A 14,156-nucleotide genomic window follows, 5' to 3' on the forward strand; every position below is an offset into this window, starting at 1 on the left:
AGCGGCGGAGCCCGCGTAACCCATTCGCGCACGCTCCGGACCCATCCGCTCACCCTATGTGGCAAGAGGGGGAGATCGCCCATAGCTTCGGCTCATGAAGAAACGAAACATCAAGGTCCTTGTCACGGTCGCGGTCCTCTCGGCCTCGGGGTGCGGAATGTCCTCCGCCTCGGCCACGGGCTCGCACGAGGTCCGTCCGGGCGAGTCGATCCAGAAAGCGGTGGACGCCGCCCAGCCGGGTGACACCGTCGTCGTACTGCCCGGCACGTACCGGGAGAGCGTCCTGGTCACCAAGCCCGGCCTGACCCTGCGCGGCTCCGGCAGCCGGACCGTGCTGCGGCCGGGCGCGAAGGCCGCCGACGCCTGCGCGAAGGCCGGCAACGGTATCTGTGTCCAGGGCCGGGCGGGCCAGACCGTGGACGGCGTCCGCGTCGAATCGCTGACCGTCTCCGGGTTCAAGAAGAACGGCGTCTGGGCCTCCCGGACCGACCGGCTGACCGTCCGCCGGGTCACCTCCGAGCACAACGGTGTCTGGGGCATCGCCCAGGAGCGCTCCACCCGCGGTGCGTTCACCGGCAACACCGCCCGTGCCAACGGCGACGCGGGCATCTTCATCGCGAACACCATCGACGAGGAGGGCGGCGCCACCGACACCCGGGGCACCGAGGCCCGGGACAACACGCTGACGGACAACCGGATCGGATTCACCGCCAGGCGGGTTCGGAACCTGTCGGTCCACGACAACACCGTCACCGGCAACTGCACCGGTGTGTTCGTCGTGGGCGACGAAGGAAAGCCGCAGGCCGGCGCCATGACGATCAAGTCCAACGCGATCACCGGCAACAACAAGTTCTGCTCCGCGACCGAACGGCTGCCGGCCCTCCAGGGCTCCGGCATCGTGCTCACCGGCGCCGCGGACACCAAGGTGCGCTCGAACACGGTCCGCGACAACTCCGGCGCCAGCCCGATGTCCGGCGGTGTCGTCCTGTTCAAGAGCTTCGTGGGCATGAAGAACACCGGCAACACCATCAGCGGCAACGTCGTGCTCGGCAACAAGCCGGCCGACCTCGCCAACGGGGACACCGGTAAGGGCAACTCCTTCACCGACAACGTCTGCGCCAAGTCCGCACCGGCCGGTATGTGCTGACCGATGCACCCCCGCACGAGGAGAAGCGAAACAGCATGACCACTGTGAGCCCCACCCCCACACCCTCCCCCGCACACGCCGCCCTCCCGCACCCCGTCACTCCCCCGCAGCCGGCCATGCAGCTGCGTGAGCTCGTCTTCGGCGCGGCCAGGGCCGCCGCCGTGCGCGCCGCCGCCCGCCTGGGCGTCGCCGACGCGCTGGGCGAGACGCCCGCGACGGCGCAGGAACTCGCGGCACTGGTGAAGGCCGAGCCGGCGCCGCTGCGGCGGCTGCTGCGCGCCCTGTCCTGCTACGGGATCTTCACCGAGACCCCGGACGGGCAGTTCGCCCACACGGAGATGTCACGCCTGCTGCGCGAGGACGACCCCAACAGCCTGCGGTACATCTCGCTGTGGTGCACCGAGCCCTGGACCTGGGACGTCTGGCCGCACCTCGACGACGCGGTACGCACCGGCAAGAGCGTCTTCGCGGACGTGCACGGCAAGGGGTTCTTCGACTACCTCCACCAGGACGCCCACGAGTCCGCGCAGGTCTTCAACCGTGCGATGACCACCTCCAGCATGCAGTCCGCGCTGGACGTGGCCGAACTCCTGGACCTCACCGGGGTGTCCTCGGTCGTCGACATCGGCGGCGGCCAGGGGCACGTACTGGCGAGCCTGCTGGAGAAGCACCCGTCGCTCCACGGCACCCTGATGGACCTGCCGGGCGTGGTGGCCCGGGCCGACGCGCGGCTGCGGGACGAGGGCGCGCTCGTCGACCGGACCCGGATCGTCGCCGGGGACTGCCGTGAGGCCATCCCCGTCGAGGCCGATCTCTACATCATCAAGAACATCCTGGAGTGGGACGACGACAGCACCCGCCGGACGCTGCGCAATGTAGTCGCGGCGGCCCGGCCGGGAGCCAGGGTCGTCGTCATCGAGAACCTCGTCGACGACACCCCCTCGATGCGGTTCACCACCGCGATGGACCTGCTGCTGCTCCTCAACGTCGGCGGCGCGAAGCACACCAGGGAGAGCCTGGTCACCCGGATCTCGGACGCCGGGCTGCTGATCGGCGAGGTCGTCGCGGTCAACCCCTACCTCCACGCGTTCGAGTGCGTGGTCCCCGACTGACCTCCCCTTCCCCAGCACACAGAGCGCCCCGGGCCCGGCCGAAAGGCCGGGCCCGGGGCGCTCTTCCGTCTCAAGCGGGGGTGCCGCGCTCCCACCGGTAGAACTCGTGGGCCATGGCGTCCTTGGGACTACGCCAGGTCTGCGGGTCGTACGCGCTGACATAGGCGGTGAGCTTGTCGCTGATGTCCTTGAACTCCGGGTGCTCGGTCACCTTCGCGATCTCGGGGCCCGGCGGGCGCTCCGATTCGATCAGGTGCAGATACACGTCGCCGAACTGGAAGAGCTTGCGCCGGGTGACGCCGACGAGGTGCGGCAGTTCGCCGCTGTCGGAGGCTGCGAACAGATCGGCGATGTCCGGCGCCGAACCCGGTGCCATCCGGGCGACGATCAGAGCGTGGTGCATCGGGAGATGCCTTTCTGGTTCCCGGCTCGGCACCCGGCCCTGGGCCGGGTGCCGAGCCGTGGGCGGATGGCGGGTCAGTTGGCCCCGACCGAGGCGGTGCGGCGCTCCCGGTCGCGCTGCTCGATCTTGTCCCGGATCAGCTCCATCTGGACCTTGGAGTTGCGGTTGATGTTGTCGGTCATCCAGGCGTCGTCGACGGGTGCGTCGGGACGCATCGCGAAGTCCTGGGTCCAGTGCATCTTCGTGCCGCCGGGAACCGCGGAGTACTCCCACCGGATGTTCATGTGCTGGAACGGGCCGGGCTCCACACGACGGGCGTGGACCGTGCGCCCGGCACGGTCCACGGTCCGCTCGGAGACCCAGCTCCACACCTTGTCGTTCTCGTCGGGGTGCATCGTCAGACGGAACGTCGTGCTGTCGCCGTCCCTTTCGATGATCTCGACCGCGGCGTACTCGCTGAACAGCCGCGGCCAGTTCTCCAGGTCGTTCGTCACGTCCCAGACCAGGTCCAGGGGGGCGGCGATGGTGATCTCGTTCTCGGTGTGTCCGGGCACGTCAGGCTCCTGTCATGAGGCTGTTGTTGACGAGGTCGAGGAATTCCTGGGGGGTCTTGCAACGGTCGGCCTCGGCCGGCAGCGCCCGGCCGTGCCGGTTCTCCAGCACACCCACGATGCCGAGGAGGCCCAGCGAGTCGAGGCCGTACTCGTCGAAAGCCGAGCTGGGGCGCTGCTCCATGTCGCGCGGGTCGACGGTGACTCCGGCGCCCTTCTTCATCAGGACGGCGAGTTCCGTGTAGGTCAGTCGGTCGGTCATGAGGACTTCTCCTTCTCACGATTGGGGGTCGGCGGAGCGCCGCAGCACCATCGCTGCGTTCGAGCCCATGAGCCCGCGGCTGAGCACCAGCGCCGTCCGCAGTTCGGCGGGGCGGGCGCTGCCGGTGACCACGTCGAGGTCGTGGCACACCTCGTAGACGTTCGGGGTGGGCGGTATGAGCGCGTTCTCCATGGAGAGCACCGCGGCGGCCGCGTCCAGCACCGGTGCACCGCAGTAGGCGCGCCCGATACCGGTCTTGGGCGCCGTCACCGGAACCCGCTTGCCGTGCGCGCCGAGGGCGTCGGCGATCGCCAGCGCCTCGGCGCGGTCGGCCGCGGGTACGCCGAGGGCGTCCGCGAAGACCACGTCGATCTCGTCGGGCGCGCAGTCGGCCTCCCGCAGCGCGCCGATGATCGCCTGGGCGAGGCCCTCCCGGGACTCCTCCCACCTGGCCGCTCCGGTGAACGTGGCGGCGTGCCCGGCCAGTTCGGCCCGCACGTTGGCGCCGCGCCGCCGCGCCGACTGCTCCTCCTCGACCACCAGCATGGCGCCGCCCTCGGCCGGCACGAAGCCGCAGGCGTCCGAGGTGAACGGCCGGTAGGCGCAGGTGGGGTCCTCGACGGTGCTCAGGTCCGCGTACCCGAGCTGGCAGACGACCGAGTAGGGCGCCAGCGGGGCCTCGGCCGCGCCGACCACCACCGCCTCGGTGCCGCCGCGGATCGAACGGGCGGCATGCGCCAGCGCGTCCAGACCGCCGGCCTCGTCGCTGGCCACGACCGCGCACGGCCCCTTGAAGCCGCCGCGGATCGAGATCTGGCCGGTGCTGGCAGCGTAGAACCAGGCGATGGACTGGTACGGACCCACGTAGGTGGAGCCCTGTCCCCACAACCGCTGGAGTTCACGCTGGCCGAATTCGCCGCCGCCGGACCCTGCTGCGGTCACCACGCCGACGTCGAAGGGTGAATCCTCGTAGTCGGCGCGGCCGAGCCGGGCATCGTCCAGCGCGATGTCCGCGGCGGCCATCGCGAAGTGCGTGAACCGGTCGGTCTGGACGAGGAAACGCTCCTCGATCAGCTCGGCCGGCTCGAATCCCCGCACCTCGCCCGCGACCCGCAGGGGCAGGTGTTCGCAGCCCTCGCGGGTGATCCGGTCCAGGACGCTCATTCCGTCGTGCGTCCACTTCCAGAAGGCCTCGGTGTTGGTGCCGTTGGGTGCGACCACACCGATGCCGGTGACGACGGTGCGCCGGGCTTTGCGGGTTCTCATGGTGTCCTCCCACCTGTTCGCGTCAGGGCCACCGCGGACTGGAAGCCGCCGAACCCGCTGCCCACCGAGAGGACGCTGCGCAGCTTCATGGGGCGTGCGGTGCGCGGCACGTAGTCGAGGTCGCACTCGGGGTCGGGGGTCTCGTAGTTCGCCGTCGGCGGCACCGTCTGGTGCTCCAGGGCCAGTACGCAGGCCGCGATTTCTATCGCGCCGATGGCCCCCAGCGAGTGGCCGACCATGGACTTGATCGAACTCATCGGGACGTCGAAGGCGTGCGCGCCCAGTGCCCGCTTCACGGCGGCCGTCTCGTGCCGGTCGTTCTGCTTGGTGCCCGAGCCGTGCGCGTTGACGTAGTCGATCTGCGAGCCGTCCATGCGGGCGTGGCCCAGCGCCCGGTTGATGGCCTCGGCCATCTCCAGGCCCTCGGGGGTCAGCCCGGTCATGTGGTAGGCGTTGCCGAAGGTGGCGTAGCCCGCGATCTCGCAGTACACGGTGGCACCGCGGGCACGGGCGTGTTCCAGCTCCTCCAGGACCAGGACCGCTCCGCCCTCACCCATGACGAAGCCGTCGCGGCGCGCGTCGAACGGCCGGGAGGCGTGCTCCGGGTCGTCGTTGTTCGCCGAGGTGGCCTTGATCGCGTCGAAGCACGCCACTGTGATCGGGGTGATCGGTGAGTCGGACGCCCCGGCGATGCACACATCGACGCGGCCCTCCTCGATGGACTGGAAGGCGTACCCGATCGCGTCGAGGCCGGAGGTGCAGCCCGTGGAGACGGTCTGCACCGGGCCGTGCGCACCGACCTGCTCGGCCACCGCCGAGGCCAGGGAGCTGGGTGAGAAGGCCCGCTCCAGGTGGGGCCCGGCCGGCCGGTGGTCGACGTCCCAGCGGGCACCGCTCCCGCTGACGGCGACGTAGTCGTGCTCCAGTCGGGTGGTGCCGCCGACCGCGGTGCCCAGCGACACCCCCATGCGCCAGGGGTCCAGCTTCTCCGGGTCGAGTCCCGCGTCGCCGAGGGCCTCCCTGGCGGCCACCATCGCGAACTGGATGTAGCGGTCCGACCGGTCGACGGTGTCGGCGTCCAGTCCGTGCGCCGCCGGGTCGAAGTCGCACTCGGCGGCGATACGGGAGCGGAAGCCGGCCGGGTCGAAGAGCGTGATGCCCCTGGTTGCGGTGCGTCCGTTCGCGAGGAGGTCCCAGAAGGCTGGTGCGCCGATGCCGCCGGGGGCGACGACGCCGACGCCGGTGACCGCCACGCGGCGGGTCACGAGGCGGCCTCCGTTCGTTCCGGAGGTGCGACGCGGTCGGAGGATTCGGTGTGCTCGGTGTCGACGTGGCCGAGCTCCGGTCGCGGGGCGAGCGGGCCGAGGTGGAAGACCATGCGCGCCTCGACGTCGCCCACGTTGCGGAATCGGTGGCGTACATGGGGCGGGATCAGCAGACCCTGGTCGGGCCGCATCCGGTGCGGTTCACCGTCCAGATCCACTTCCAGCAGACCGTTCACGACGTACACGAACTCCTCGGAGTACGGGTGGTAGTGCTCGCCGATGCGGTCTCCGGGCTGAACGATCGCCAGTCCCATGAAGCCGCTGGTGGCTCCCACCGCTGTCGGCGTGAGCATGGCGCGAAGGTCGCCTCCGCGCCTGCGGTTGGGCTGCGTCTCACTGAGGTCCACGATGCGTGGCCGGTGCATGGTCATGACTGCTTTCCTCCTGGCGCATTGCGCGTTGTGTTGACGGGTTGAGCGAGAACCCCCCAGGGTGCGGATGCGCGGTTCAGGACTCCATAGCCCGCCGATCTGTGATCAGGGTCATCTCGGACTGGTTGAGGAAGCGCGAGATGCCCTGATCGTCCATGGGCACGGCGCTGGTGCCGCCGTCGAGGAGGCGCCCGAGCCTGGCCACCTTGCCGGGGCCGTCGATGCCCACCGCCTGGGCAGGCTTCGCGTCGATGGGTTCGACCGCTTCGAGGAGGCGGACGACCACGTCGTCGCGCTGGAAGATGGTGCTGCTGTCGATGATGCTCGCCGGGTCGTCGGCCGCCTCCTCGTCGTGCTCGGCCAGGAGGCGGGCGAGTGACATGCCGCAGCCCTCCTTGGCCTGGTAGAAGAGTGCGTGCCGGCGGATGTCCTCGGCCTTGTGCCGTCCGGCGGTCACGTGGTGGACGGTGGGGAGCGCCGCCCTGGTGAAGAACATCCGGGCGGAGTCCGGGTCGCTGAGGTCCCGGTCCTGCTCCAGATACGGGTTGATCGCCTCTTCGACGGCCCTGACCTCGGGCTGCCGGGCGACGTGACGCAGGGCGGCGAGAAGGTCGCCCTCGACCTCGACGGCCCGCACGACGCGGTTTCCGTGCATGAAGAGCGAAGTGCGGCGCAGTCGGGTGTCCTCGTCGACCCGTGCGTTGGGGGAATCGTAGTCGGCCAGGATCTTCGCCACGATGTCCTCGGTGCCCGGCTTGACGGTGAAGGTGAGCGCGTGGCGCACCACCCCGTCGCCCAGGCGCGGGGACGCCTGGAGGCGGCCCTTGGCAGGCTCGGGCGCCATCTCGAAGGCCTTCCCGGTCTCCCGCAGGACGCTGAAGCGCAGCGACCGGGTGTCACGCACGCAGTTGTGCAGCGGTTGGACCGTAGCGACGTGCTCCTCGCTGTTCACCCAGGCGAGGAACGGCGGTGCGCTGTCCCATTCGCTGGTGATCAGCCACTGGGAGGGGTTCTCGATGGACTGGCACAGCTGGTCACTGATGTGCCCGGGGACGGACGCCACCTGATTGCGCAGGTGCTCGTACGCCTCCAGGAACTCCTTCTGGGCCCCGTCGTAGAGGTCCAGCAGCAGCACGACGCGCAGCCGGGATCCGTCGAAGGCGGACTGGGAGATCCGTTCCGAGAGGGTGGTGGTCATCTTTCGATCTCCTTCGAGACGGTTTCGTGGTCGAGCCGGGTGGCAGGCCGTCAACCGTCGGTTGGCGAGTGGATTCGGAGCGGGGACTCTCCCGGCGGATGTGAATGGTCCGCCCCCGAGGCCGCGGGCGTCGTCTCCGTGACCGATCGTGAAACGCTGGTCCGGGTGGCGCGAGATTTATGAACCGTTCAGGTGAGCGGGCGTCCGAACCGCTCTCACCAGGGCATTGAACAATGCATCCGAACGGCGTCCGAGCTGGAGCAACTGATGAACGAGAGCGTCGACATTCGCGTACCGGTCCTCATCGTGGGCGGCTCCCTGGTGGGCCTGTCCGCCTCACTTTTCCTCGGCCGGCTCGGTATCGAGCACCTGCTGGTCGAGAAACACCGGTCCACCTCGACACACCCGCGCGGCCGCGGCAACAACGTCCGCACGATGGAGGTGTTCCGCACGGCGGGTGCCGAGGCGGGCATCCGGCAGGCGGCTTCGGTCCTCGCCGACAACCACGGGATCCTGCAAGCCGGTTCGCTCACCGGGGACGACCAGGAGTGGCTGTTCAAGGAGATCGACCCGGGTGGCGGGATCGCCCGTTTCAGTCCGACCGGCTGGTGCCTGTGCAGCCAGAACGACCTGGAGCCCGTGCTGGTGAAGCGGGCCCGGGAACAGGGCGGTGACCTGCGGTTCTCCACCGAGATGCAGAGCTTCGACCAGGACTCGTCAGGGGTGGACGCGGCGCTGAAGAACCGGGAGACCGGCGAGCACATCAGTGTGCGCGCGGACTACCTCATCGCGGCCGACGGGCCGCGCAGCCCCATCCGCGACCAGCTGCGCATCGACCGTACGGGCCCCGGTGACCTGTTCCACAACGTCAGCATCACCTTCCGCTCCCGGAAGCTCGCCGATGTGCTGGGCGACCGGCGCTTCATCGTCTGCTATCTGACCAACCCCGCAGCGGACGGTGCCCTGTTGCCGGTCGACAACAAGAAGGAGTGGGTGTTCCACGCGCCGTGGCAGCCCCAACTCGGGGAAACCCTGGAGGACTTCACGAACGAGCGGTGTGCCGAGCACATCCGTACGGCGGTCGGCGCCCCGGACATCGACATCGAGATCACCGGCAAGGCGCCGTGGCACGCCGCGGAGCGGGTCGCCGAGCGGTACTCCTCCGGACGGGTCTTCCTCGCCGGTGACTCGGCGCACGAAATGTCCCCCACCGGGGCGTTCGGCTCCAACACCGGTATCCAGGACGCGCACAACCTGGCCTGGAAGCTCGCCACCGTACTGAAGGGCGAGGCGGGCCCCGGCCTGCTGGACACGTACGAGGCGGAGCGGCTGCCGGTGGCACGGGCGACGAGCGTACGGGCATCGGCGCGCTCCAGCGAGCACAGTCACCCGGGATACTCCGCGGCTCCGGGCGTGGGCGGCGGAAAGCAGGGCGGAATGCTCAGCGTGGCGCTGTGCTACCGCTACGTCCGCGGCGCGGTGCTGGGCACCGACCCCGAGCAGCCGGTGGTGCCACAGGGGGTGCAGTTGAGCGGTGAACCAGGCAGCCGTGCGCCGCATCTGTGGGTCCGTCAGGGCGGCGAGCGCAAGTCCACACTCGATCTGTACGAGCAGACGCTGGTGCTGCTCACGGACGGTGAGGACGTGGCGTGGCGCCGGGCGGCGGCGCGGGTCGCCGACCGGCTCTCGGTACGGCTCCAGGCGTACGGCATCGGCGCCGGCGCCGATCTGGAGCCGGAGAACGGCGTGGACTGGGCCGAGGTCCACGGGACGACGTCCGAAGGCGCCGTGCTGGTGCGTCCCGACGGCTTCGTGGCCTGGCGGTCGACGGGCCCCGCGGCGGATGCCGAGAGCACCCTCCACGAGGTCCTGACCTCCCTGCTGCACCGTTCCTGACCCCGCCGCCGGAGCCCGCGACGGACTCAGGACAGTCCGAACGCCCTTAATTTCGCGAGGAATTCATCCGGCCGCTCGATGTGGACGAGGTGTCCGGCGTCGATGGTGACGAACCGGCCGCCGGGTATCCGCCCCGCCACCCAGACCAGTCTCTCCTGGGCGATCTGGCTGGTGGGGCCGCCGCCGATGACAAGGGTCGGTGCGGCGATCTCCCCGAGGCGTTCCCGCCAGGCCGGGTCCGGTTCGTTCAGCTGGGCATCGGTCGACGGGACCAGCGGCCAGTCGAAGTCCAGCTCCCCGTCGGGCCGTTCGGCCGGGCCGCGCGGCGGATCGAGCGGAAACGGTGGCGGCACCTCCTCCAGGACGAGCCTGCCGATCAGCCCGGGTTCCCGTTCGGCGAGCAGACAGGCGGCAGCGGCGCCCATGGAGTGCCCCACCACGGTGGCCCCCGCCAGGTTGCGGGCCTCCAGGAAGGCATGCAGATCGTCCCGGAACAGCTCGAAGGAGTAGCGGCCGGGCCAGTCGCTGAGTCCGTGGCCCCGGAAGTCGAAGGCGTACACCCGGTGTTCGGCCGCGAGGCGTTCGGCGATCCCGGTCCAGGTCCGGCTGTCGCCGCAACGGCCGTGGGCGAGCACGACGGGCGGCGCCGACGGATCGCCCCACACCCGGTAGGCGAGCCGGGTGCCACCGGCCTGCACGCTGTGTACGTCCGGGTCGAGGAAGGCCTCCACCGTACGGACGAAGGCGCCCGGGTCGTCCAGCCAGGGGAAGTGCGCGGCGCCGCGCTGCACGACGAACTCGGCATTCGGGAAGAGCGCGACCAGTTCGGCGGCGCGGTCCGGGGTCGGTCCCGCGTCGTACTCCCCCGCGAGGACGAGCACCGGTGCGGTCACCGCTGCCAGTGCGGCGACGGTGGCGGCCGGGTCGAAGGCGCCGTCCTCGTAATAGAAGGCGGCGGCACCGGAGTTGGCCTGTTCGGGCCCGGCGGCGGCATGGGCACGGGCGGCCTCGTCCCAGCGCCCGTAGGCGAACGGCGCGACAGTGGAACGGACATGGTCCGCAGCGCGACCCGCCAGAAAGTCTTCCAGGGCGGCCCGCGCGACCGCGTACCACGGCTCGTCGCGCCGGAGTTCGCTCGCCTCGCGCCAGTCCTGGTCGGTGACGTCGATGCCTACCGCCCGGGTGCCGGGCGTGACGAGCGTGAGCGTACGCAGCCGCTGCGGGTACCGGGCGGCGTAGAGCGCGGCCAGGTTGGCGGAGGCGGAGTGGGCGAGCAGGTCGATGCATTCCTCGCCGAGGTGTTCGCGCAGCGCCTCGACGTCGTCGACCAGCCGGTCGCAGCGGTAGCTCGACGGATCGTGCGGCACCGCGGAGTCCCCGGTGCCGCGCGGATCCGGCACCACGAGCCGGCGGCGGGCGGAGAGCCCGCCGAGGTCCCCCAGGTACGCACCGGCCCGCATCGGCCCGCCGGGCAGACAGATCAGCGGTGCGCCCTTTCCCAGAAGGCGGTAGGCGAGTTCGGTCCCGTCGTATGCGTGGAAGATCGGCATGCACGCCATCCAAACAGCGCCGGACGGGTGGCGCAGCCATGTTCGGTACGAGCGTATCCACGATGCGGACGAGCTGCGTCGCCCCTCTTGCCATGGGGCGGAACATACTGAATTACTACTACCGAAAGATCGACCGAACGATCGGTCGCCTGCTCGGAAGAGGGAGATCCGGATGACGTCTCTGCTGGACGAGGCGGAACGACTGGGTCGCGACGCGCTGGAAGCACTCCAGCTGGAGCGGCTGCGGGCCACGCTGCACCACGCGTACGAGAACGTCGGCCACTACCGGGCCGCGTTCGACAAGGCCGGACTGCGCCCGGACGACTGCCGTACGCTCGCCGATCTCGCCCGTTTCCCTTTCACGACCAAGGCCGACTTGCGGGACAACTACCCCTTCGGCATGTTCGCCGTCCCCGAGGAGCGCGTACGGCGGATCCATGCGTCCAGCGGGACGACGGGCCGTCCGACCGTCGTCGGCTACACCCAGCGGGACCTGGACACCTGGGCCGACGTGGTCGCCCGCTCCATCCGGGCCGCCGGCGGGCGTCCCGGGCAGAAGGTCCATGTGGCGTACGGGTACGGGCTGTTCACCGGTGGGCTCGGCGCGCACTACGGGGCGGAACGGCTCGGCTGCACGGTCATACCCGCCTCGGGAGGCATGACGGCCCGCCAGGTCCAGCTGATCCAGGACTTCCGCCCCGAGATCATCATGGTGACCCCGTCCTACATGCTGACGCTCCTCGACGAGTTCGAACGGCAGGGTGTCGATCCGCGTGCGACCTCCCTCAAGGTCGGGATCTTCGGTGCCGAGCCGTGGACGGAGGAGATGCGGCGCGAGATCGAGGAGCGGTTCGCGATCGACGCCGTCGACATCTACGGCCTTTCGGAGGTGATGGGGCCCGGTGTGGCGCAGGAGTGCGTCGAGACGAAGGACGGGCTGCACATCTGGGAGGACCATTTCTATCCGGAGGTCGTCGATCCGTTCACCGGTGAGGTGCTGCCCGAGGGCGAGGAGGGCGAGCTGGTCTTCACCTCGCTCACCAAGGAGGCCATGCCGGTGATCCGCTACCGGACGCGGGACCTGACCCGGCTGCTGCCGGGCACGGCCCGGGTGTTCCGGCGGATGGAGAAGGTGACCGGGCGCAGCGACGACCTGGTGATCCTGCGCGGCGTGAACCTCTTCCCGACCCAGATCGAGGAGATCGTGCTGCGCACGCCGGGGGTGGCGCCGCACTTCCAGTTGCGGCTGACCCGCGAGGGCCGCCTCGACGCGCTGACCGTGCGGGCGGAGGCACGGGCGGGGGCCACCCCGGAGCAGCGGGCGGCGGCCGCGGCGTCGATCACGGCGGCCGTCAAGGACGGGATCGGGGTGTCGGTCGGGGTCGAGATCGTCGATCCCGAGACGCTGGAGAGGTCGGTCGGCAAATTCAGGCGGATCGTGGACGAGCGCGGCGGGCATTGAGGGCTTCGGTCTGCACGCGGTCCGCTACGCGAACCGGTCGCGCAGCTCCCGCTTGAGGATCTTCCCGCTGGCGTTGCGCGGCAGTTCGTCCACGAAGAGGATCTTCTTCGGGGCCTTGAAGTGGGCGAGCCGTTCGCGGGCGTGGTCGATGAGTTCGGCCGCTGTCGCGTCCCCGCGCAGCACCACGACGGCGGTGACGGCCTCGATCCAGCGCTCGTCGGGCAGTCCGACGACGGCGGCCTCGGCAACGGCCGGGTGGGTGTAGAGGGCGTCCTCGACCTGCCGGGAGGCGACGAGGACACCGCCGGAGTTGATGACGTCCTTCACCCGGTCGACGACGGTGAAGAAACCCTCGGAGTCGCGCACCGCGAGGTCGCCGGAGTGGAACCAGCCGTCGCGGAAGGCTTCGGCGGTCTCCTCGGGCTTGTCCCAGTAGCCCTCGCACAACTGGGGCGAGCGGTAGACCACTTCGCCGGCCGTGCCGTCGGGGACCTCCTTGTCGTCCTTGTCGACGACCCGGGCCTCGACGAAGAGGACCGGCCTGCCGCAGGAGTCCATCCGGCCCTCGTGCTCGTCCGGTCCGAGGACGGTGGCGAGCGGGCCGATCTCGCTCTGTCCGAAGCAGTTGTAGAAGGCGAGCGCGGGCAGCCGTTCGCGGAGCCGTTCCAGTACGGGTACCGGCATGATCGACGCGCCGTAGTACGCCTTGCGCAGGCCGCCGAGTTCGCGGGTGGTGAAACCGGGGTGCTGGGAGATGCCGATCCAGACGGTCGGCGGGGCGAAGACGCTGTCGGCCTGCCCCGTCTCCACGAGGTCGAAGATCCGGTCGGCGTCGGGTGCGTCGAGGATGGTGTTCTGTGCCCCGACCGCGAGGTAGGGCAGCAGGAAGACGTGCATCTGCGCGGAGTGGTAGAGCGGCAGCGAGTGGACGGGCCGGTCGGTGGCCCGCAGATCGAGCGCCGTGATCGCGCTGACGTACTCGTGCACGAGTGCGCCGTGGGTCATCATCGCGCCCTTGGGCAGCGCGGTGGTGCCCGAGGTGTAGAGCAGCTGGACGAGGTCTCCCGCGGCCGGTTCGCGTTCCGGGGCGAAGGGGCGCGGGGTGGCGGTCGCCGCCAGGAGGGAGCCGGGTGCGTCGCGCAGCGGGCGTACGGGGAACGCGGCCGGAATCCGGCCGGCGAGGTCCGGGTCGGTGAGGACGAGGGCGCTGCCGGACTGTTCCAGGATGTACGTGAGGTCGTCGCCGGTGAGGTTCTGATTGACCGGCACATGGACCAGGCCCGCGCGGGCACAGCCGAGGTAGCCGATCAGATACGCGTCGGAGTTGTGCGCGTAGCAGGCCACCCGGTCACCGGGGCGCAGTCCGTGCTCGCCGACGAGGACGGCGGCGGCGGTACCGACGGCCGCGTCGAGCTCCGCGTAGGTCCATGACCTGTCCGCGTACCGCAGGGCGGTGCGCTCGGGGGCGCGCCGGGCGCTGCGTGCCAGGACTCCGTCGACTGTGCTGCTCCGTACACCTGTCATGGCGTGATCCTGTGCGGCCGGAACCCGGGGGTCAAGGGTCCGGATACCGGTGGGCATGTTGACAGGGGTGCGGAGGTGCTGGCTGAGTT

13 protein-coding genes are annotated in these 14,156 nt (G+C 70.2%); 4 read left to right on the forward strand and 9 right to left on the reverse strand.

Translation table 11 applies throughout. The features are described 5' to 3' along the window. Positions 1–94: 94 nt before the first annotated feature. Positions 95–1,147, forward strand: coding sequence for a right-handed parallel beta-helix repeat-containing protein (locus OG978_RS04185; protein WP_326763857.1), 1,053 nt, complete (start codon positions 95–97; stop codon positions 1,145–1,147). A gap of 35 nt (positions 1,148–1,182) precedes the next feature. Continuing rightward, a complete protein-coding gene (locus OG978_RS04190) occupies positions 1,183–2,259 on the forward strand; it encodes a methyltransferase (RefSeq protein WP_326763858.1) in 1,077 nt (358 codons plus the stop codon). Positions 2,260–2,329: 70 nt separating this feature from the next. Here OG978_RS04190 and OG978_RS04195 read toward each other — a convergent pair whose 3' ends face one another. The 7 genes from OG978_RS04195 to OG978_RS04225 all read right to left on the reverse strand — a co-directional run bounded on the left by OG978_RS04195 (position 2,330) and on the right by OG978_RS04225 (position 7,635). Further along, positions 2,330–2,662 carry a TcmI family type II polyketide cyclase gene (locus OG978_RS04195; protein ID WP_326763859.1) on the reverse strand — a complete coding sequence of 111 codons (333 nt, stop codon included), beginning with the start codon at positions 2,660–2,662 and terminating at the stop codon, positions 2,330–2,332. Between the two features lie 74 nt (positions 2,663–2,736). Then, positions 2,737–3,216, reverse strand: coding sequence for an SRPBCC family protein (locus OG978_RS04200; RefSeq protein ID WP_326763860.1), 480 nt, complete (start codon positions 3,214–3,216; stop codon positions 2,737–2,739). 1 nt (position 3,217) lies between these two features. Further along, positions 3,218–3,475, reverse strand: a complete 258-nt coding sequence (locus OG978_RS04205; RefSeq protein ID WP_326763861.1) for an acyl carrier protein — start codon at positions 3,473–3,475, stop codon at positions 3,218–3,220. A 15-nt stretch (positions 3,476–3,490) separates the two neighbouring features. Next, positions 3,491–4,741, reverse strand: coding sequence for a ketosynthase chain-length factor (locus OG978_RS04210; RefSeq protein ID WP_326763862.1), 1,251 nt, complete (start codon positions 4,739–4,741; stop codon positions 3,491–3,493). Beyond that, the gene (locus tag OG978_RS04215; protein WP_326763863.1) at positions 4,738–6,006 is read right to left on the reverse strand and encodes a beta-ketoacyl-[acyl-carrier-protein] synthase family protein; all 1,269 of its coding nucleotides are present in this window, start codon (positions 6,004–6,006) and stop codon (positions 4,738–4,740) included. The genes OG978_RS04210 and OG978_RS04215 overlap by 4 nt, the downstream gene beginning before the upstream one ends. After that, the gene (locus OG978_RS04220; RefSeq protein ID WP_326763864.1) at positions 6,003–6,437 is read right to left on the reverse strand and encodes a cupin domain-containing protein; all 435 of its coding nucleotides are present in this window, start codon (positions 6,435–6,437) and stop codon (positions 6,003–6,005) included. The genes OG978_RS04215 and OG978_RS04220 overlap by 4 nt, the downstream gene beginning before the upstream one ends. Positions 6,438–6,513: 76 nt before the next feature. Then, positions 6,514–7,635, reverse strand: a complete 1,122-nt coding sequence (locus OG978_RS04225; RefSeq protein ID WP_326763865.1) for a SchA/CurD-like domain-containing protein — start codon at positions 7,633–7,635, stop codon at positions 6,514–6,516. Between the two features lie 267 nt (positions 7,636–7,902). Between OG978_RS04225 and OG978_RS04230 the strand changes: the two genes are divergently transcribed. Continuing rightward, positions 7,903–9,531, forward strand: coding sequence for an FAD-dependent oxidoreductase (locus OG978_RS04230; RefSeq protein WP_326763866.1), 1,629 nt, complete (start codon positions 7,903–7,905; stop codon positions 9,529–9,531). Between the two features lie 26 nt (positions 9,532–9,557). On the opposite strand, the gene OG978_RS04235 is transcribed toward OG978_RS04230, so the two are convergent. Further along, positions 9,558–11,081: an alpha/beta fold hydrolase gene (locus OG978_RS04235; RefSeq protein ID WP_326763867.1), complete on the reverse strand. Its 1,524-nt coding sequence runs from the start codon at positions 11,079–11,081 to the stop codon at positions 9,558–9,560. A 172-nt stretch (positions 11,082–11,253) separates the two neighbouring features. On the opposite strand from OG978_RS04235, the gene paaK reads away from it, so the two are divergent. Continuing rightward, positions 11,254–12,543 carry a phenylacetate--CoA ligase PaaK gene (paaK, locus tag OG978_RS04240; RefSeq protein ID WP_326763868.1) on the forward strand — a complete coding sequence of 430 codons (1,290 nt, stop codon included), beginning with the start codon at positions 11,254–11,256 and terminating at the stop codon, positions 12,541–12,543. 24 nt (positions 12,544–12,567) lie between these two features. Here paaK and OG978_RS04245 read toward each other — a convergent pair whose 3' ends face one another. Next, a complete protein-coding gene (locus OG978_RS04245; RefSeq protein ID WP_326763869.1) occupies positions 12,568–14,067 on the reverse strand; it encodes an acyl-CoA synthetase in 1,500 nt (499 codons plus the stop codon). Between the last annotated feature and the right edge of the window lie 89 nt (positions 14,068–14,156).

This window comes from Streptomyces sp. NBC_01591 (assembly GCF_035918155.1).
In the GTDB taxonomy this organism is placed as follows: domain Bacteria; phylum Actinomycetota; class Actinomycetes; order Streptomycetales; family Streptomycetaceae; genus Streptomyces.